This is a genomic window from Pseudoalteromonas sp. T1lg24 (assembly GCF_002964745.1).
Taxonomy (GTDB): domain Bacteria; phylum Pseudomonadota; class Gammaproteobacteria; order Enterobacterales; family Alteromonadaceae; genus Pseudoalteromonas; species Pseudoalteromonas spongiae.
In genome coordinates, this window is the sequence record NZ_PQCB01000033.1 from 1,071,822 (window position 1) to 1,091,628 (window position 19,807).

Genomic DNA, 19,807 nt, shown 5'->3' on the forward strand with positions numbered 1-19,807 from the left:
CACTATAGCCTATATGACTACAAACATTGAACCACACATGGAAACGGACGAGGCACTTATGCTTGATTATGGTAAAGGTAATCAAGCTGCCTTTCGTGCTCTTTATGCCCGACACAAAGGGCCCTTGTATCGTTATGTGTGTCGCCAATTAGGCACAAAGCAGAAAAATAAAGCACAAGAATTATTTCAAGAAGTGTGGCTGCGGGTAATCGATAATCGCACCCGTTATAAAGTAGAGGCAAAATTTAGCACTTGGCTTTATCGCATCGCTCATAACTTGTTGGTTGATGAACACCGAAAATTAACAGCGCGAGGTGAGCACTTGTCTTTAGTTGATGACGAACAACATGAAGGCAATCACCTTACTCTTGCCTCAAACCAAACGCATCAGGAAAACACTCTGCATAATGAATATTTACAAAAGGCCATTAAGCATTGTGTTGAGTTACTTGTACCTCAGCAACGCGAAGCGTTTTTGCTGCGTCACGAAGCAGGGTTTGAGCCCGCACAAGTGTGCGACATTGTTGAGGCAAAACCAGAAACCGTTAAAACCAGATTACGCTATGCCATGTCGCAACTTCGCGAATGTTTAAAGCGTAAAGCGGGTACAACCGAATTTGGAGGCGAAAGGCAGGTATGAGTAAGCAATTCAACGATGAAGAGATCATTAAGCTTTATCAACAAGATAATGACGAGATGCCGCCAAAAGCCCTGGATGAGGCCATTTTAGCCCACGCGTCCGATGCAATTAGCAAAGAGCAGCCCGTTATCATAAAGCCAAACCGCTGGTGGCATTATTCAGGCATCGCAGCTGCAATGGTTGCTATCGCCGTGTTTGCACCTTGGCAGTATTATCAAGAACCAGATTTTGAGTCAGAATTAAAGTCTGTAGAATCAATTGATAAGCCTGCGTTACCGCAAGCCAAGAAAACAGCCAAACGTGAACCGCAAGTTGAAATGATGGAACTATTAGCAGATGACGTGCAGTTAGAAAAAATAGAAGTAACGGGCTCAAGAGTTGAACAAGTAGCCTCAGGGCAAAAAGCGCGCTCCGTTCCAGCGCCACCGCCCGCGATGCCGAATTTAAAAGGCATTGAACCACGTTCAGAGTTCAACGTTGTTTTAGCAAAACTTGAAGAAGGTGACAAAAATGGCGCAGAACAAGCGCTAATTGAATTGCTGAAAGCAAAACCAAAACTTCACGATAAGGTCCCTATACCTCTGAAGGGGTTATATCAAGAACTACTTAAAAATGGCAAATTGACCAAATCAGAGTAGTTAGAGGGTGTAAGTGCGGGCTTAAATCACACATTAGTGAAAAAGTAGCATCGTGTTAAACGCAAGGTTGGGACAAAACGTAACTCAATTTCCTCATTCGCTTTTAAACGTTAATGGCGTGCTGCAGCTCTATTTATAACTGATGTTTTGAAAGTTATGCATAAAACGCAGTCAATAGGCTGCGTTTTACACTTTTATTGATAATGCTTTTGATAGGTTATTCTGGTTTTAACGCTCGCATATCTTTTATTAGCTCTTCTAATTTTTTAAATTGTCGTCCGTAGATCATATTTAAGTCTAGGCGATAGAGCGCTGCTGAATATTTTATCACCACTAGTAATAGCACAGTGATTACAGCCCAAACATAACCAGGAATACCTAGAAAAATATAGTCAGTTGGGTAAGCTTTTAGGAGCCGTGCCATTACGCGAGTACCTGCTTCACTGGCAAGCCCTTGTGACACCATTCCGACGTAAAATAATGGGTAGAAAAACTTGTAGTAAATAGCGTATCGCGTGATTGAGTCATGAAGCCACGCATTAAAGCTTTCTAAATACTCTAAACTACTTTGCCCTTTCGATAAGTTGTACGATTTATCTAACTCTTTTCTCGCCATCAGCACCAACGGAGCCAGTAATACACAAATATATAGGCCAAGCCAAGGTGCGCCGATTATGCTCATCACTACGAGTAACAGCAAAGCCCCAATCACGATTGCTTTAATGTTCACAGCAAACATATGTTGCAGTTTATCAACTAAGTTTTGAGACTTTCTGTTATATAAGTCGTTAACTTTAGGCACTACTAGTTCGCCTTCGCTAATAAAGCCTTGTTTCCACATTGTTTCAATTGATTTGTTCATGTGTTCACTCCTGCGCGTTTATAAACTTGTTCAATCTTTCTTTAATGCGCGTAATGCGCACGCCAATACTGTTAGTGTTAGCACCGATTATTTCTGCAATCTCGCTGTAAGATTTTTCTTCTAAATAAAGTAAAATTACTGCTCGGTCTATCTCAGATAGATGTTTTATGGCGTTGTAAAGCACGTTAATGTCGTCTGAGTTAAATGCTTTTAAATTATCTTGTACCTCGTCGGGTAACGCATCAGACACAAAGTGTTTTTCGCCCTGTTTACGCTGTTTTAAATTGGTTAAACATACATTTAAGGCCACTTTGTAAACCCAAGTGGACCATTGTGAACCCGCGTTAAAGCTGTCTTTGCTTCGCCATATTTGCAGGCATACCTCTTGGTAATAGTCATCAAAATCTTCTTGGCTATGTGTGTATGCCCGACATATTTTGATGATGATTCCCGCATAGGGCAGTATCGATTGCTGATAAAAATCGCTTCCCATTCACCTTGTTCCGTTTTGTATTTTCTTTAGTTAGTGGATTAAAGACGCTGTTTATTACAGCTTATGGGAATTTTTTTTCTGAAGGAAAGTATTTGAAGAAAAACATTAAGAGCAAAGGTCAGCTAAAGTTAACGTTTATCAATAGCCTAGTAAGCAAATCACCAAGTAAATTTGCTACGTTTACTCAAATTACCTTACTTTAAATACTTATTTGTATTTATTAGCCGCTTAGGTAACGTTTTACCTAAAAAGAATAAGGCGACTACCGTGGGTTTAGAACATAACGCGACTCAAGTTTCAGCGCATTTAAGCGCGTGTGCAAATTGTGATACGCCATTACAAGATAAATTTTGCCCTTCATGCGGGCAACGCTATCGCTCAGAGCGATTATCGTTAAAAATGCTGTTGATAGATATTCCATCGCAATGGCTTAACCTCGACAAGGGATTTTTTTACACGTTCTTTCAACATTTTAAATCGCCGGGTTCCGTTGCAAAGCGTCATGTAGAAGGGCAAAGGGTTATTTTTACTAATCCGTTAACCTATTATTTGATTGGCGCAGCAGCGCAATTACTAATGTTGTTTGTGTTTAAAGACGTTTTATCTGAAAAAATGATTGCGCAAGTACAGCAATCTCCCGAAATGCTCGAAAGTTTAAAAGGTCTATTGGGAGAAAATGCTCCTAAAAAGTATGCTGATTTGTATTTGTCGGTTATCAATCAGGGTTATACCTACTTAGGGTTTATTTTCTTATGTATTCCGTTTGCACTTTTTCTACGCTTATTTTCCAAGAAGCATCGGCAGGTTTATAACACCGCAGAAACACTGGTGTTCTCTTTTTATACTATGGGGCATTTTGTGTTATGCACTGGATTATTGGGCTTTATCAGTATGATGATTAACCCAGACGTTCATGCACCGATCTCAGTTTTAATTTGCTTTGTATTTGGTTGGCTCTCTTGTCGCGGTTTTTATGGCAAAGCGCATCACAATGGTTTCGCATCTTTTTTTGCGCTTGTGCTAACGTTTGTAACCTTTCTGTCCACTCTCGTAATTATGATGGGAATTGCACTGCATACGCGATAAAACCATATTTTCTATAGAGAGTTTTAAGTGGTGATGCTTGGTAAGGCGAATTAGCCTACCAAGTATCATTATCGTCGCGCTTGCTAGCCTTATTTTTACCTGTAAAACTCACTTCGTTAAAAAATCCGATAAACGTAAATAATGCTACCCACAGCACCCATAAATGATTTGGTGCTGTAAACAGGTTAATTAATGTTAACCCGATAAGCAGTGGTAAATGTCTTAAGCTGTATTCAATAAAATGTTTAATTACGTTGTTCATGATGTCTCTCCTTGCTTAGTTGATGTAATCATTGCGGCAAATGACCGCACGCAGCACAGCTGCCAATTGTCATCAATGTAAGATGACAATTGTCATTAATTGCCTTTTACATCGTTTTTTTTGAAGGGCGCTTTTTTTGGATTGTGCAGCTTTGGCTGCGTTAATGGTTTTTGCGATAAAGTGTTGTAGTAAAGGGCGTATTTATTAACAAAGGAAAAGTGTGAAAATGCAGCTTCTTATTTGATTTAATGTGTTTAACAATCGGTACAGCGTAACAATACGCTGTACCGGTTGGGTTTAATTGATTATCGGTTGTGTGCTTGTTTCGAAATCATCTCAGCAACACTATCGACCTGTACCGACATGCTTTCTTGGCTGGGCGGAAACGCTTTAAAGGTTTTTACAAAATCTGCAATTTGCTTACCTGCAGGGCCTAAAATCCAACTACGGTTTTCTGCCCACTCATCATAACCTCTGGCGTGAATGAAACGCTCAAATGGGTCCATTTTTAAGTTAATAATGTACGGCGAAGTTAGCGCTTGCTGTGTTGACCTAAACCAGTGCTCTTGCTCCGTGAAGATTAATTTCCAATCGCCGTAGCGCATACCGTGGAATGTGGTTTCGGTAAAGTAGTAAAACTCTTTGCGCTTTGTTTTACCATTGTTTAGCAAGATATCACTCTGATCAAAGCCGTCTAAATGCACTTTATATTTTTGACCATTAATTTTGGTGCCTTTGAGTAGATTAGATTTTAAATTTTTGTCGCCAACCCACGACATAATTGTTGGCATCCAATCTTCCATGGTCATAAATTCACCAGTGCTTACACCTTTTGGAATATGCCCAGGCCATTTAACAAGCATAGGTACTCTAAAGCCACCTTCCCAACCACCAACACCTTTTTCGCCGTGAAATGGCTGGTTACCGCCATCAGGCCAAGAGTTAGATGCTGCGCCGTTATCGGTAGAGAACATCACAATTGTGTTATCTGCTACATTAAGTTCGTCGAGTAAACCAAGCAACTCACCAACATCATCATCCAACTCAGCCATGCCATCGGCATATAATCCATAGCCAGTTTTACCGTCATAGGCTTTGTTTAAATTGGTTTGGTAGTGCATACGCGTTGTGTTATGCCAAACAAAGAAGGGTTTATTTTGTTTTACTGCATCACGAATAAAGCGTTTTGACTCAACCAACACTTCTTGGTCTAAATTACGTTGGCGCTCTTTCCCAAACGGGCCAAGATCTTTAATCTCTTGCTTGCCATTTTTAAGTGCTTTTGAATGAATAACGCCACGCATGTTTAAGCCAAACTTTTCTTGTGTTTTGGCATCTTGCGGGTAGTCATGTTGCTCTGGATACTCACCAGCATTAAGGTGGTATAAAATACCAAAGAACTCATCAAAACCGTGGTTTGTTGGCAAGTGTTCATCAAGGTCGCCTAAATGGTTTTTACCAAATTGACCTGTGACATACCCTTTCGATTTAAGCATAGTGGCGAGCGTAGGATCTTTCTTTTGCAGACCTTGTGGTGCACCTGGCAAACCAACGGTGCTAAGCCCAGTTCGCATCGGGTATTGACCTGTAATAAACGCAGCACGTCCTGCAGTGCATGAAGCTTGTGCGTAGTGATCCATAAATATCATGCCATTGTTGGCTATGCTATCTATGTTAGGTGTTTTACCTCCCATCATACCGCGGTGGTATGCACTGATATTCCACATGCCAACATCATCGCCCCAAATAACAAGCACATTGGGTTTATCTGCCCCATAGCTGGGTAAACTAAAACCTAAAATGGTCATAAAGACCAATAGATACTTGAACATATTTTTCTCCTTGAAAACAAGCCAAGACATAGACCTCGGCTGAAAAATCCCTCGCTTGCAGGCACCTTATACTGCGTTATTACGATATGCCCGCAAGTGACAGGGTGTGCGTTTTCTATACTATTTGAATACATTCTAATTACAAGCTAATTCCACCGTCACTTTGATTTAAATAGGATAAAAAGGTTATAAATATCAACGTTAAATAGCCGTTTTACTCTGTTATAAAAGTGTTGTTGCTTAGAAATAGGTTAAGGTTGTTTTGACGATATTGGTGTTTTTAAATATTTGCCTACACCGAAATAAAAGATTACGTAAGTTGTAAGTTTTTGATGCTTGGCACTTGTTAGCAAACGCAATGAATATGTTTGATTTGATGTAAACCCAGCAGTTTAATTTGAGCCGTAGCGTGTTGCTTATGATAGTAATGACGTTTGTGCATTAGCTGATTGGTGATTTTATTTGATTGGGTACACCTTGACCTCGGTTTTGGTGTTTAAAAAGTTGGTGATGCGCAGCTGTAACTTACTATTTTTCAGGGTTAAATCTAGCGTTGAAAAAATGTCTTTAAAATCATCGGGTAGCAACGCCGTATTTTGCATCAGCATCTGGTATTCGTTATCGTCGCCAATCACAAAATCATATGCGCCAATGTAGCGAAAAGGCGTGGTGTGGGTATTCACATATAAATATGCAAGTTCACGAATTAACTCTAATCCAGATTCGAAATACCTTGCTCTAACGATGATAATTTCAATTTTTTCGCAATGATTTTTGTACTTTTCCACTGAAACCATTGCATCAATATCATCTAACATACCTTGTTCGGTTTGGAATTTTTGTCCGTTTGAAACTAATACAACTTTTCGAGATGGACTGTTTGGTAAATAGAAAAGATCTGAATAGCCATAGAATCCCTCAAGTGAATTGTCTGTGAGGGAATTTGGCTCGGCACTAAATCCAAGATTTTTAGCGCTACAGGTAGTGTGCAAGTTATCACTTACACTCGTTTCTGACTGGCAAAAGAATGAAAATAATATTAAAACTGAAGCCACTAAATATCGGTAAACGCTTGGTTTTTTTGTTCGCATTGTATTGTCATCCGTTACTAATACATAGGCTTTTGTAACACGCATATCAATAGCAGAAGTACGCATTTTATACTGAGAGGATATTGCCTTTTTGAAAAGAAAAGTTCAACAGCGCCAATTTATTACGTGATAAGAGCAGAATAACGAGCGGTGTTTTAGTCGGCGCTATCCTTTTGGATAAAACGTAATACAATTTCACTTTGTACCCGCTTACTATGACTTCGCTGGTGTGCCAGTTTTATGTCTATGATTACATAACTTCAGTAAATAATTATACCCACATCGTCATTGTCGTTTCAGTTATCGCCGCCTATTTTCATAACTTGCCAGCAGATAGATGACGTACATAGCGGGTAAAAAATCAGGTATTGGTAGTTGCAAAGGATGAGATTACCCCGCTACTTACGGCGAAAAGTGTGGATCTTTAGCTCGCGTAATAAAAAGTAGCGATACGAGTTTGATTGTTTAGCTTCAGTTGTATTGTGTTTGAGAACACGGCCTAATACAGAAACTCATATTTCGCGACAAGATTTTTGTACTCTTTGGTTTGTTTATAGGTACTCATTGCACTATTGAAAGCAAGCATAAGTTTTTCATCAGTAAAGGCAATGTGATAGGTCGTTTTTGGAAATAATCGATGAATGACCACGTTTGCCATATGTGAACTGCCAATTAGCTCATTGCTTAAATAGTTAAAAATATTGATGTCCATAACGACAAAATCGACTTTGCCTTTTAACAGCATCTCAACTTGTTTTCGCTGATTGGGTAATTCTAAGTACAGAGGGCTTTTTTTGGCGGCTTTTCGATATTCATCACCAAGAACCACCGACGCGTTTTGAAATGCAACAATAGAATGGTTTTTTAGATCGGATATTGAGTCGATTTCAATACTGCGTCCCTTCAAACTGATGGCAGCATTTTGATATGAAATATAGGGCTCGCTAAGCACTAAGCCTTCTATATCCATGTGCTCGTTCATTGTTAATGCGGCATCTACTTTTTTTACTTTAATCAGTGTGTTTGAGCGGCCAAATGGCACATACACGTAGCTGACAGAATAACCCATATTAGCAAATATTGCTGAAACCATATCGAGTTCAAAGCCAGAGTTTCTCTCTTCAATCACATAAGGCGGCTTATTCCAGCCAACAGAAATAGAAAGAGAATTAGCGATAGCATTGCTTGAAAACCCACTTACTGTTAGCAGTATAAGGTAGATAAAAACAACATAGTTTTTCGTTAGTTTTGCGCGTTTTATATCCATAAATCTCGCCTTTTTATCCACATTATTTGAGCTTAGGACAAAGTATCTCGGTTTGATAATTAATTGTAACAGATCAGCGTAATTTAAGCGGGCAAAAGACCGATACGGGCAGGGATTCGATGCTTGCTTTGTGCCATTGCTTCTTGTTTTGGCCTGTATTCGTGTATTATTACGCTATCAATAGCGCAGTAATATTAAAAGTGAGAATTAAGCACAATGGCAAGTACAGCACATGCTCTACACATTTTGGTAAAACATAAAGAGCAAGCGGGAGATATTCTCAAGCAGTTAAAAAAAGGGGCAAAGTTTCAAACTTTGGCAAAGAAGTATTCTAATTGCCCGTCGGGTAAAAAGGGTGGTGATTTAGGAGAGTTTAAACGCGGCACTATGGTGCCTCAATTTGATAAAGTGTGTTTCTCTTGCGAAGTGCTCACTCCACAATTAGTTAAAACCAAGTTTGGTTGGCATATCATTAAAGTGCTGTACCGCACGTAAAAGACACCTGTAGGTGAATAAACCTTTATTGTTGCCTTAAATGAATATAACTATTGCTTAATTAACAGAAAAAGCGGCATTTAAGCCGCTTTTTAAATGGTTATTTAAGCTCGCTTGGGCACTGCCAAGAAGAGGTTTTTTGGTGAGTATATTGGTAGCACAAACCGCTGCTTTTAATCTTAATGTCTTTAATAAAGCCTGTTAAATCATTAAAGCTTTGCTCGCCAACTTGATTAAAACAATGTAAAAAGCCATCAGCTACTAAACAGGTATTCTGTTTATGTTGTGTAATCGTATACACATGAGAAAAAGCGTTTGTTACTGAAGTAATATTAGCTGCATTTTGACCCCAACATTGCCACTGAGCGTTTTTAAATTGCACGCACGCTGCGTTATTTCCAACCATATTTAGGCGTTCAATTTCGCCCGATAGCGTAGGAGTGTCGCTAATAATTGGATTTGCCGAATTACCAATACATTCCACAGCACTATTTTGTGTGAGTAAACAGGCAACTTCGTCATTCAATTTTAGTTGTCGGAGTTGGGCGGTATCAAGGGTAACCTAATAGTACGGCCATCATAAACACACACAGTACTGCGGCCGCTCAAGGAGCAACTAATATCGTCCTTATCAATTCTTAGTGTGCGATACATATTAATGAGTTTGTCGCTTTGCGTTGTTGACTCATTTTGATTAAATGATGCGTTAAGGCTGATTTCACCGTGAAACGACGGTGAACTTGCGTAGCTAAATTTGCCACTATCTGATTGCACAATATCACCAATCGATGTGTGAGTTTGCCATTGGGCGGTTTCTTCGCGCAAGGTATCATCATGGTAAATTTGGTTGAATAATGTTATTTGAGAGCCCGCGTAAAACTGCTCGGTTAACCCAGGGTAAATGGTAAAGTGGGATGGTTTTAGTCTTAGCTTAAAGTAATCATTTACTTGGTAGTCGCCCACAAACGCAGTAACTTGCAACGTGGTTTCTGCTTCTGTGGTGATGCTATCTGATAGCAGTACCAGCTGAATTGCGTTGCTAACTAACTCGGCATTTTTTGTTGTGAAAGGCGTTACGGTGAACGGTAAATCAATGGCTACTGAATCAATCAAATCATACGCATTTGATACACTCAATGTGAAATTACCTGTTTCGCCGTTATATACAGGCAATGGGCGGTCGATATTATGCCCGATGTTTAGCTCAGTATCTAACGTGTAGGGATTTAATACGCGGATAGATTGAGTTAAGGTTTGCTGGCTACCATTGGTTAGAGTGAGCGTTGCCTGTGCATCTAAATCAATAAAAAAGCCACTGCTTACTTCAGGTACAGTAATGTTTAGGCGATGGTCTTTGGCGTTATAATCTTGTTCAGTAAGGTTATTTACAGTCCAATTAATGCTAGAAATTTGTTCTGGATTTTCAGTTATTACATCAACAAAAACTGCATGCCCTTTTACTGCTAAAGTACGATTTGCCGCCAAGCTAATGTTTGAATAGACAGTAACATCTTTGATTGTTACTGGTATCTCTGCAATGTGTGTTTGGTTTGCACTTGTTACGCTTACTTCCAGTATCAGCGTTTGGTCGCTATCAACTTGAGGCGCGTTAAACGATACCGTTTTTGAATCGTCACCAGTAAGCGCAATTTCACTATTGTGCCAGCGCCACTGTATTTCAGATTGGCTGTCACTTGAATTTATCGTCACGCTTATGCTGGCGTCTTTGCCTTCATCAACAACGTAGCGTTCGGGTAGTGATATCGACAGAAAGTCTGAGGTGTCTGGGTTGATTGTAATACGTGTGTGCTTTTGTGAGAGCTGACCATTGGCGGTAACCGATATAATGGCATTAAACGATTGTGTTTGAGTTACGTCAGGCGTTAATAGTGTTAATGAGGATGTGGCCAAAGTACCATTTAATGAATTTTGTACATTTACATCTGCATTAAGTGGTTCATCTAGCTGCCACGAAATGTCTGAAATAACATGATTCGCTTCGATTTGTGTCGTTAGCTCAAAATAACTGTTTTCTTTAGCAGAATATGCATCAAGTAAGTCAAACGTTACTTGTGCAGATTTAGGCTTTATTGTGACCGTAACATCCTGACTAGTTGTTGCATTTTTATCGTCTCGCGCTGTTAAAGTTAACGTTAGCGTGGTTTCTGTTGTTACTGTTGGTAATTGAACGCTGGTTATTGCAAGTGTTGATTGGGTGATAGTAACTTGGTTAATGTCGTTCGACCAAGTTAATGAAACCGTGTCGTTTTCAGGATCAGTTACTTGATGTTCAATAGTAAGTATTGCACCGCTTTGTGCAGTATAGGCAGATTCAAGTGTCAGTTGAGGGGCACTGTTAACAACCTGAGGTAGTTTTTTACTTGATGAGCCGCCACAGCCGACTAACAGCATTATGGTTAATAAAATAATTGCGTCACGCATCCTTGTTCCTATTTAAAGTATTAACTCTAGCCCGCAAATGTACTTACATAGCCCACAAGTTAATAGGGGGTTGGGACGATAGGCATTTAACTGATGACCAATGCATTTATTCTTTTGATTAGATTAGAACGTAAAGGTCAACATGCGCTAAAGGACAATAAGTGTTTAGGGGGGCTTGGTTGGATTAATTACTTATTGTTTAACATGGTAGTCGCTGTAAATTACGTGTAATGTGCACCTTGCGGCTATGTAAAACCCATATCAAATAGTCTTAATAACTTGTGGTCCGACAAGTGAGTTGTTAATCTCGAAATACTAATAACTATAAAGGCAACACCATGCAGGAATTTTTCGAAAAGTATCCAATTCACACTAAAATTAACGTTGTATGGGGCGAAATGGATGCGTTAGGGCATGTAAATAATGTGTCTTATTTTCGTTATTTTGAAACAGCACGAATCGACTTTTTAACACAAACTGGTTTGCTTTCTGTGTTGTCGGACCCTACCTGCAGCCCGGTATTACGAGACACCTATGCGCAATACAAACGCCCAGTCACCTTTCCTGATACCTTGTATATTGGTTCATATATTACCGATATTAAAAGTGACCGTTTTACCATGCGCTATGAAGCGTTCAGTGAATCGCAGCAGGCTATTTGCACTACGGGCTATGCCAATGTGGTGATGTTTAATATGAAAACAGGGCAAAAATCACCTATTTCAGAAGACATGTTAGCGGTACTAAAACAGTACGAAAAAGACGAGTAACTAAACAAATTTTGGCTTTTAATAAGCGTTACTTTTAAAACGTAAAAGGGGTCAAACTAGACCCCAACACCGTTATCTAATTAATTTTGATTAGGTGTGTTTTCAGCAAAATATTCGTGGCTATCGGCGTTTTCAATAGCCTGTTCAGGGTTTGAATTCGCTAAATTTTGTGCGCCAGATTGGCCATAAACAATATCATCCGTGCCCGCTACCGCAGTAAAGTGACTTAGTTCATGCACAATTGTACCTGCGCGTGAATCTGTACCTAATACATTGGCACTCCAAAACGCTCTACATAAATAAACTTTGTAAGGCTGATTTGGATAAACATAGGCAAAATAGGTTTTTTTACAGCTACAGTCGAATGTAAGCGGTTGATTATCAATTGCGTCGTTAATTGCATTGAAATTGGCGCTAACTGTGTTGTAGCGAGATGATGTCGCTGCACCAAACCAAGTTTGGTAACGTGCTGATGTGTTCGAAGCGTTATGGCTGTTTAGGTACGAGACTGAGTCATTTGTGATTTGGTCTGCTGCCGAAAGTGCTGTCATAATGTCGTTCTTTTGGCTGTTATCACAGCGGCCGGTAAAGCATGTGCCATCAATACAATCACCAGTAGAACCGCCACCACCTGGTTTTCCTTTGTTAGATGACCCTTTTTGTGCGATACCTTCAGACCAAAGCGATACTGTATTTGACTTTAGTTGCTCCACTTGGTGCTTAGCTTGTTTATCTTTTCCTGTTGCACGGCCAAATAAGTCGAACGATTTCACTTGATAAGTTATGTCATAATTACCTGCTTGAGAAAAGTCGTACAAGCCAGAAAGCTCAAAGGTTTTACTTAAACTTTGACCCGATTTTAGCATTATAAAATCTTTATCCGTTGGGGCGTGACGCTTGTAGTGCGGTCCCATAAATTCGATCGCTTGACCATCGCGGGTAATAGCGAATAGATTCTCTTCTTCAAGGTCGGTATACCAACTTAATATTTTTTGCACACCTTTACCGCTATTCGTAATTGTCAGTTCTGCTTGCACGTTGCCGTTATCTAAATGGGTAACATTTAAATTTACGTCTAACGCTCGGTTGCTCGCATTTGCAAAGGCCGATAGCGTTAAGCCGATCACGAGCGATATTGTTATGAGTATGCGTGAGAGTGTTGTCATAATTTTTCCTGTTAAGTTATTTTATTTGTACCCTTTATGGGTAGTTAACCTTAGCAGGTTTATTGTGAAATATGAATTATTTAAATTGTTGAATTGTTAATAAAATCAAAATAATGTGATAAAAAGTGCCGCCTTTGACGGCGGCACTGCTTCAGGGAGGATTGTTTAGTACAATTTAGAAAAAGGTGTAATCGATACGAACAGCAATATTGCGTTCTGGCAAGAAATCAATATAGGTTTGTGCTGTTGTTGTATTGGTACGAGAACGTTGACGCTGATATGAAATGTCTTCGCTATCGAGTAAGTTGTTAATATGTACGCTTAACTTAACATCATCAGACACTTCGTAGCGGCCACTTAAATTAAGTGTGGTATATCCTGGCACTTCATCGCCATCTTTTGTATTGAAGTGGGTAAAGTATGACCCATACGTAGCAACATCTAAGCGAACAAAAGCAGGTTTACCATTTAGCTCAAAGCCTTTATCAAGCGCTAAGTAGCCATTATATTTTGGTACCATGGTCATTTCGTCACCAGCTTTACCACTAATTGCATCATTATCTTCAGTTAGTTCTGAGTTTGTGTAAGATGCATTAAATACAAGCGTTGTGTCATAGCCAAGGTCTGCTGTCGATTCAAACTCAATACCGCGTGATCGAGCACCACCGCCGTTCGCAGTATAGCTGAAGCCGCAGGTGTCCATATAAATTGAGGTTTTTACATCTGTCCAATCAATATGATACACAGCTGTTGCGAAGTTGAATCTACCGCCAAATGCAGAGCCTTTGAAACCAACTTCATAGTTGTCGATAGAATCAGACGTGTAGCGATCTTTTCTATCTTTCGCTTTTGGATCTGCAGCACATGATTGAGCTAATGGCGCATTGTTACCACCTGGGCGATAACCTTCAGAATACAATGTATAAACCGAATAATTGTCACTTGGCATGTATGACACACTGATTTTCTTACGGTAACCGTCTTCTTCACCACCTGTAATTACATTATCTTCTGACCAAATACCTGCCGAAGTAGTATGGCTGTAGTCTTCTAGTTCAAAGCGGCGAAGACCTACGTTCAATTCAAGATCGCCCATATCACCAAGGTCGAAGTTGTATGCTGCATCTGCAAATAGGGCAAATTCTTCGCTCCAAGCGCTAACACGTGCCGAGTTCCAGTTGCGACTTGGTGTACCAAAATTATCTAATCCTGTTTGGGTTGCATCTACACCCCACCAATAAAGGGTTGACGCTGAAACTCTGTCGCCCGCTTCATGATATTGCCATTGAACATTTGGATTTTTAGGTTGGTTCACTTTGTCGTAGAACATACCAACGGTCCAAGAAAGGTCAGAGTTTACATCGATATTTTGGAAGCGTAATTCGTGAGTCGTTCTATCATAAAAATCGTCGTTGATAATCCAAGTGCGGAATAAATCGGAAGCATCTAAACGCGACCAATCATCTAATCCACCATCTTTGAATTCACGATACGAGCCAGCATAGGTCATACTCGCGATATCGAAGATGTTGTCCTGCTCAACTGTAAGTGTAACAAGGTCAGTTTCTGAACGGTAACTGCCATCAATCAGGTTGTAAACCATGTATTTTTCTGGGGCATCAGCAATATTTTGATCACCTAAAATACATTTCGGACGAATTAAGTTTTCGTCACACTCAACCCAAGCGTGATCAACCTCATAGCCATAAGGTGCATTTTCATCTGGCGTGTAATCGTGGCGCCAATAACCACCAGGTTTTGAGGTATCACCTAATGTTGAACCTTTCGAACGGTATTCTGTTTTTACATACCCTAAAATAACGTCTGTTTGTTCTGTTGGTGTCCAAAGCAGTTGTGTACGAATAAAGTTACCTTGAGCTTCGCTTTGGTTACCGTTGTACATGTTAACGTATGGGCGCTGATCGTTGTATAAGTTGCCTGTTGCACGAAGCGCAAGAGTGTCTTCGATTAGCGGTAAATTAACACCAATAGACAGTGAATCATCGTAACCTTCTACGTTTTTTTCACTTTTAATTTGCATTGAACCAAACAATTCAAACTCATTCATGCGAGGCTTATTGGTAATAACACGCACCGTACCGCCAATCGCGTTTGAACCATAAAGCGTGCCTTGCGGACCGCGTAGTACTTCTACGCGTTCAACATCGGCAAGGTTGGTAAACGCAAATGGCACATCGTCAGTAAAGGTGGTTGTAGTGCCAGGCGCTGCGCTGTTGCCACCACTTAAACCACGTAAAATCAGTTGTCCGCGAGGCATTGCTGCGCCTGCTAACGTGCGGTAGAGGTCTTGTGCGTCTAGGTAGTTGCGGTTTTCGATTTCAGTTGATGAAACTGACGAAACACTCATAGGTATTTCAATAATTGTTTCTTCTTTCTTTCGTGAAGTTACTGTGATGCGTTCCACCGCTTTTTCTTCGGCACCATTTTCGGCTGGGGTGTTGTCGGCAGCCATGCCATTAAATGAGCAAAGAATCGCTGCGCACAGTAACGATTTTTTTATTGTTTTAGGTTTTTTCATTTTTAGTATCCCGATTGTTGTCCCGAAAAAGAATAAACAAATTGTTACATGTGTCAATATAATGTTAACCATTGGTTTTGGCGCAGAAATAATGTGTATTTTGCATTATTAAATGAAAGTAAAATCATGAAGTTTATAAAAGTGTTTGATTTAATTGTGAATTTAATTTCACTTATTTCATTTGGTTAATTTATATTCGGTTTTATTATAACTAATTTAGGTACTATTAGTGATTTTTCCAAACAATTATTTCTTAAAAAGCAATTATTATTTTACATTTAAGACATGTTTTCATGTGATGAGCGGCATTAGCTATGTTTTTGTGGTTGTTTTTTGAACGGTTTATTTGGTCTTGTACAGCAACATTTTTTACTTTTTTGCGTTCATAAAAAATTTTTAGGTGTTTAAACCTTTTCAAAAAAAGCTTCGTCTAATACAAGGTCTCAAATAAAAACAATAATGGAAGAAGATGATTATTAAGCGCTTAATTTTAGTATTACTATGTGTTTTTGCTTTTATGGCTAACAGTGGGTCGGCCAGTGAACACACGCAAAACTTGCAAAATATGTTAACGCCAGCGCAGATGAAAGAGGATATAAATGCTTGGCAAGAGTTTGTAAATAACACTCACCCCGATTTAAGTATTCGAATTAAAAACACAACGGCATTTGAAAATTCCCTCAATACCTTTAAACAATCAATTACCAAACCAATGCGTGTAAACGACTTTTTGTCACAAATTGCACAATTTAATAGTCAGTTTAACGATGCGCATATGTTGGTTTTTACGCGTAGCCAAAAAGGACTCGCTAAAGAAGTGATTAAAAAAGAAGGGTTATTTCCTTTCGAAGTGACAGTTAACAAAGGCAAAGTGTATTTAGCAAGCTTACTTGGCGGCAGTGAATCTCCGTATGCTCAATCTGAGCTTATTAGCATTAATGATCAGCCAATTAATGCTATTTATAATACTTTAATTACGCGTATGTATGGCGATACCGTAAAACACCGTGAGCGTTTATTATCAGACAAATTTGCACTTTTTTACTGGTTGTTCGTCAATAAAACTGAGCATTTTAAGCTTGAAATTAAAGAAGGTAACTCTTCTCAAGTGATTGAGATGCAAGCTGCTAAAGTCTTACCTAAATCATTCAACAGTAAAACATTTGAACAAACGTTTAAGTTTGAAATTTTAAATCAGCAACAAGCACTTTTAACAATTGATGAGTTTTGGTGGCAAGACAAAACACGCTTTTACAGTTTTACTGAAAGTGTTTTTAAACAGCTAAAAGAGCGACAGATTCAGCACCTTATTATTGATGTTCGCAATAATGGTGGCGGCGATGACGATATGTGGAAACAAGGAATTGTAAAATACATCGCAAACAAGCCGTATCAACACACCAGTAAATATACTAAAAAAATCATTGCAAAATATATGGATGAAGGCGAAACCGAAGGCGAGGTGGTAACTAAAGTGTTTGACCGTTTTGAGCAACCAGTAAAAGATGAGCCGTTAAAGTTTAACGGTAAAGTTTCGGTTGTTGTTGGTGGTTATACATATTCATCGGCCATTTTATTTGCTAACACCATGCAAGATTTTGGTTTTGCTGAAATTGTGGGAGAAGAGTCTGCGGGCTATTCGTGGCAAACTGGTGGCATTCAATTTTTTACGCTCCCGCATTCAAAACTAAAAGCTGTAACACCTCGTTTTTATTTAGAAAGACCCAGTGGCTCACAAAAAGGGTTACCGGTCACTCCGGATAAAGAATTGAAAGACGATGTACTAAAGCCAACGCAGTTAATTGACAAAATTGTGGATGAATTTAATACATTAGCCAATTAAACAAAAAGCCTTTCCACAGTTATTTGGAAAGGCTTATTTTAATTGTTTTTTATAATGGTAAAACAGTTTTATTGTTTGCTTCATAGGCTGTCCTAAAGGTTACTTTGTTAGCATATAAATGCCGCCAATTGCTGCGCCAGTTACGATTGCACTTGCCATACCCGCAGTAATTAAGCCTGCAATAACAAAGGTGCTAAGTGACGCGACCATTAAAATATCTAAAGTGTTTGCATTGTTCATTTGAATTATCTCTTAATTTTAATTGGTTATTTAGTTAATAAATAAGCGCTGCCAATTGCTGCACCAGTTACGATTGCGGTTGTCATACCAGCAGTTACTAAACCTGCAACTACAAATGTTGTTAAACCAGCTGCCATTAAAATTTCGATTGCGTTTGACGTGTTCATACTATGTTTCCTATTCAGTTTTGTTTGAGTAAAGTGTTTTGCTTGAGTTAAAGAATAGGCGAATCAGCACTGCGATCCTGCCCTTTGTGATGTTTGGTCAAATAAGGTGATGTTTGGAAAATATCGGTGATAAAGTGTTTTTGAAAGGCTAAAAATTTAAATTGTTCTGATAAGCCAAACTTGGCGGGCGATTTAAATCATCTATATCAAAGAAGGGCGGATGTTAATAGTTTTTTACAATATTGATAAAGCAATTAAAACTAAAATCAATTAAAGTCACGCCGAATTTGAAATGCTTAAAACATGCAAAGCTATTTGTTTTAATTAAAAAAATACAGGAAGAGCAATGTTTAACAAAAATAATAAGTTTGCACTTTATTTATCTATATCTGTAATGGTTATTACCACTACATTAATGCCTTTTACGGCGAATGCAAAACAAACACTTAATGAGTTCATTCATACCGTGATGGCTGAACGGAATATTCCTGGTTTGCAGCTTGCCGTCGTTAAAGACAACAAAATAGTTAAGCTAGAAGGTTATGGCTTTGCTGATCTACAACACAAAGTACCAGTAACAAATAAAACACTATTCCCAATTAATTCAATGACCAAAGGCTTTACTGGCGTTGCAATAGTACAACTTGCTGAAAGAGGCTTGTTAGATTTGAATGACACAATTGGTACACATTTACCTGATTTACCGAAAGCTTGGCATTCGCTAACCATCAAACAGCTAATGGCACACACCAGTGGACTGCCAGAAATTTTAGCCTCTACCAGTACGCTTGAGCTTATCGTCCCTTACGATATTGAATCCTCGTGGCAAGAAGTACAAAAGCGCCCGCTTTTATTTAAAACAAATGAATACTTTAAATATAACCAAACAGGTTATGTGATACTTGGCAAACTTATTGATAAATATGAACCAGCTGGCTTTCCAGCATTTATTTCTGAAAATCAGCTTAAACCTGTTGGCATGACGCAAACCGCCCTTGCAGGTTTTGATAATCTAGAAACCGTGGTACCCAATCAAGCAAGACAATACATTTACCAAGGTGTTGGCGTTTATAAGAATTTTTACGGTGAGTTTGCTTATATTTTAAGAACCGCAGCAGGTATGAGCTCAACGGCAGCCGAGCTGGCCAATTATATGATTGCATTACAAAATGGAAAGTTAGTAAAGAATTTAGACACACTGTGGGAGCCTGTTAAACATAATAACGGCCGTACCGAAGGCTTTGGAAATAAAGAAAACGGCTATGCTATGGGTTGGCAAATTGGTCAGCGCAAATATCACCCTACAGTGAGCGCAAGTGGAGGCAATGCAACGACCCTGATCACATATCCGGAAGATAATGTCTCTGTTGTTGTGCTTACAAATTTACTCGGCGGCTTGCCAATTAGTTTTGTCGATGAAATTGCAGCTTATTACATTCCAGGTTTTAACAATTCTGAAAAATTAAAAGCATATAAACCAATGGAATACCTAAATGAACTAGCAGAAAAGCGTAACTTTAAAGACTTCCCACGTATATTCGCAAAAGCAGAACAAGATACGGGCGTTATGTATGATCTGGACATTCTAGGAGAGTGGGGGTTTGCTTTATTGGATAAGAATCAAAATGAATATGCTGCAGAAGTTTTTAACTTCTTAGTTTCGCAATCAGACCAAAAATCGTATTTTAATTATGGTTTAGCGAGAGCTTACGATAGCTTAGGGCGTTACCCTCAAGCACTTGAAAGCTATAAAGCTGTATTAGCAATCAACCCAAATGCCCAATTAACTAAAAGGCGCATTGCTGAGTTAGAGAAACATTTAAACTAAAACAATAACAACCAAAGAAAAGCGCTCGGTCTAAGTTTTGACGGGTGCTTTTTTGTAGAGATACTCTAACGACTTTGTCGTTTTTTCTGTGCTTATAAGACTAACTTTGAAATGTTAGCTGTAGAGCAAGTGTTATACAGCATTTA

Annotated in this window: 19 protein-coding genes; 7 read left to right on the top strand and 12 right to left on the bottom strand. The window is 39.0% G+C overall.

Annotated elements, in window-relative coordinates; genetic code table 11:
• The first annotated feature begins 37 nt into the window (after positions 1-37).
• Positions 38-640 (top strand): sigma-70 family RNA polymerase sigma factor, encoded by a 603-nt coding sequence (locus tag C2M30_RS17040; protein ID WP_105172996.1) that lies wholly within the window; start codon positions 38-40, stop codon positions 638-640.
• Positions 637-1,278 (top strand): hypothetical protein, encoded by a 642-nt coding sequence (locus C2M30_RS17045; protein WP_105172568.1) that lies wholly within the window; start codon positions 637-639, stop codon positions 1,276-1,278. Before C2M30_RS17040 ends, C2M30_RS17045 begins: the two co-directional genes overlap by 4 nt.
• Before the next feature lie 217 nt (positions 1,279-1,495).
• Here the strand turns inward: C2M30_RS17045 and C2M30_RS17050 are convergent, their stop codons facing one another.
• Both C2M30_RS17050 and C2M30_RS17055 read right to left on the bottom strand, forming a co-directional pair.
• The gene (locus tag C2M30_RS17050) at positions 1,496-2,140 is read right to left on the bottom strand and encodes a hypothetical protein (RefSeq protein WP_105172569.1); all 645 of its coding nucleotides are present in this window, start codon (positions 2,138-2,140) and stop codon (positions 1,496-1,498) included.
• Between the two features lie 4 nt (positions 2,141-2,144).
• A complete protein-coding gene (locus C2M30_RS17055; RefSeq protein ID WP_105172570.1) occupies positions 2,145-2,633 on the bottom strand; it encodes an RNA polymerase sigma factor in 489 nt (162 codons plus the stop codon).
• Between the two features lie 267 nt (positions 2,634-2,900).
• Here C2M30_RS17055 and C2M30_RS17060 point away from each other — a divergent pair, with 267 nt between their 5' ends.
• A complete protein-coding gene (locus C2M30_RS17060) occupies positions 2,901-3,719 on the top strand; it encodes a DUF3667 domain-containing protein (RefSeq protein WP_158683519.1) in 819 nt (272 codons plus the stop codon).
• 55 nt (positions 3,720-3,774) lie between these two features.
• Here the strand turns inward: C2M30_RS17060 and C2M30_RS17065 are convergent, their stop codons facing one another.
• From C2M30_RS17065 to C2M30_RS17080, 4 genes are all read right to left on the bottom strand, one after another.
• Positions 3,775-3,981 carry a hypothetical protein gene (locus tag C2M30_RS17065; RefSeq protein WP_054979605.1) on the bottom strand — a complete coding sequence of 69 codons (207 nt, stop codon included), beginning with the start codon at positions 3,979-3,981 and terminating at the stop codon, positions 3,775-3,777.
• Between the two features lie 305 nt (positions 3,982-4,286).
• Positions 4,287-5,813 carry an arylsulfatase gene (locus C2M30_RS17070; RefSeq protein WP_199775903.1) on the bottom strand — a complete coding sequence of 509 codons (1,527 nt, stop codon included), beginning with the start codon at positions 5,811-5,813 and terminating at the stop codon, positions 4,287-4,289.
• Between the two features lie 458 nt (positions 5,814-6,271).
• Positions 6,272-6,970 carry a hypothetical protein gene (locus tag C2M30_RS17075; protein ID WP_105172573.1) on the bottom strand — a complete coding sequence of 233 codons (699 nt, stop codon included), beginning with the start codon at positions 6,968-6,970 and terminating at the stop codon, positions 6,272-6,274.
• Positions 6,971-7,403: 433 nt separating this feature from the next.
• On the bottom strand, positions 7,404-8,171 hold the full coding sequence (locus C2M30_RS17080; protein WP_105172574.1) for a substrate-binding periplasmic protein: 768 nt from the start codon (positions 8,169-8,171) through the stop codon (positions 7,404-7,406).
• A gap of 216 nt (positions 8,172-8,387) precedes the next feature.
• Here C2M30_RS17080 and ppiC point away from each other — a divergent pair, with 216 nt between their 5' ends.
• The gene (gene ppiC / locus C2M30_RS17085) at positions 8,388-8,666 is read left to right on the top strand and encodes a peptidylprolyl isomerase PpiC (RefSeq protein ID WP_105172575.1); all 279 of its coding nucleotides are present in this window, start codon (positions 8,388-8,390) and stop codon (positions 8,664-8,666) included.
• A gap of 100 nt (positions 8,667-8,766) precedes the next feature.
• Here ppiC and C2M30_RS17090 read toward each other — a convergent pair whose 3' ends face one another.
• Positions 8,767-9,192: a hypothetical protein gene (locus tag C2M30_RS17090; RefSeq protein ID WP_105172576.1), complete on the bottom strand. Its 426-nt coding sequence runs from the start codon at positions 9,190-9,192 to the stop codon at positions 8,767-8,769.
• A gap of 2 nt (positions 9,193-9,194) precedes the next feature.
• A complete protein-coding gene (locus tag C2M30_RS17095) occupies positions 9,195-11,108 on the bottom strand; it encodes a hypothetical protein (RefSeq protein ID WP_105172577.1) in 1,914 nt (637 codons plus the stop codon).
• Between the two features lie 338 nt (positions 11,109-11,446).
• On the opposite strand from C2M30_RS17095, the gene C2M30_RS17100 reads away from it, so the two are divergent.
• The gene (locus C2M30_RS17100; RefSeq protein WP_105172578.1) at positions 11,447-11,878 is read left to right on the top strand and encodes an acyl-CoA thioesterase; all 432 of its coding nucleotides are present in this window, start codon (positions 11,447-11,449) and stop codon (positions 11,876-11,878) included.
• A gap of 80 nt (positions 11,879-11,958) precedes the next feature.
• Here the strand turns inward: C2M30_RS17100 and C2M30_RS17105 are convergent, their stop codons facing one another.
• Together C2M30_RS17105 and C2M30_RS17110 are read right to left on the bottom strand one after the other, a co-directional pair.
• On the bottom strand, positions 11,959-13,044 hold the full coding sequence (locus tag C2M30_RS17105; RefSeq protein ID WP_105172579.1) for a M35 family metallo-endopeptidase: 1,086 nt from the start codon (positions 13,042-13,044) through the stop codon (positions 11,959-11,961).
• A 175-nt stretch (positions 13,045-13,219) separates the two neighbouring features.
• A complete protein-coding gene (locus C2M30_RS17110; protein WP_158683521.1) occupies positions 13,220-15,583 on the bottom strand; it encodes a TonB-dependent receptor in 2,364 nt (787 codons plus the stop codon).
• 469 nt (positions 15,584-16,052) lie between these two features.
• Between C2M30_RS17110 and C2M30_RS17115 the strand changes: the two genes are divergently transcribed.
• Positions 16,053-17,426, top strand: a complete 1,374-nt coding sequence (locus C2M30_RS17115; protein WP_105172581.1) for a S41 family peptidase — start codon at positions 16,053-16,055, stop codon at positions 17,424-17,426.
• Between the two features lie 99 nt (positions 17,427-17,525).
• On the opposite strand, the gene C2M30_RS21525 is transcribed toward C2M30_RS17115, so the two are convergent.
• Together C2M30_RS21525 and C2M30_RS21530 are read right to left on the bottom strand one after the other, a co-directional pair.
• Positions 17,526-17,666: a hypothetical protein gene (locus C2M30_RS21525; RefSeq protein WP_158683523.1), complete on the bottom strand. Its 141-nt coding sequence runs from the start codon at positions 17,664-17,666 to the stop codon at positions 17,526-17,528.
• A 26-nt stretch (positions 17,667-17,692) separates the two neighbouring features.
• Positions 17,693-17,833: a hypothetical protein gene (locus C2M30_RS21530; RefSeq protein WP_158683525.1), complete on the bottom strand. Its 141-nt coding sequence runs from the start codon at positions 17,831-17,833 to the stop codon at positions 17,693-17,695.
• Between the two features lie 346 nt (positions 17,834-18,179).
• On the opposite strand from C2M30_RS21530, the gene C2M30_RS17120 reads away from it, so the two are divergent.
• Positions 18,180-19,661 (top strand): serine hydrolase, encoded by a 1,482-nt coding sequence (locus C2M30_RS17120; protein ID WP_234004770.1) that lies wholly within the window; start codon positions 18,180-18,182, stop codon positions 19,659-19,661.
• Positions 19,662-19,807 lie beyond the last annotated feature (146 nt).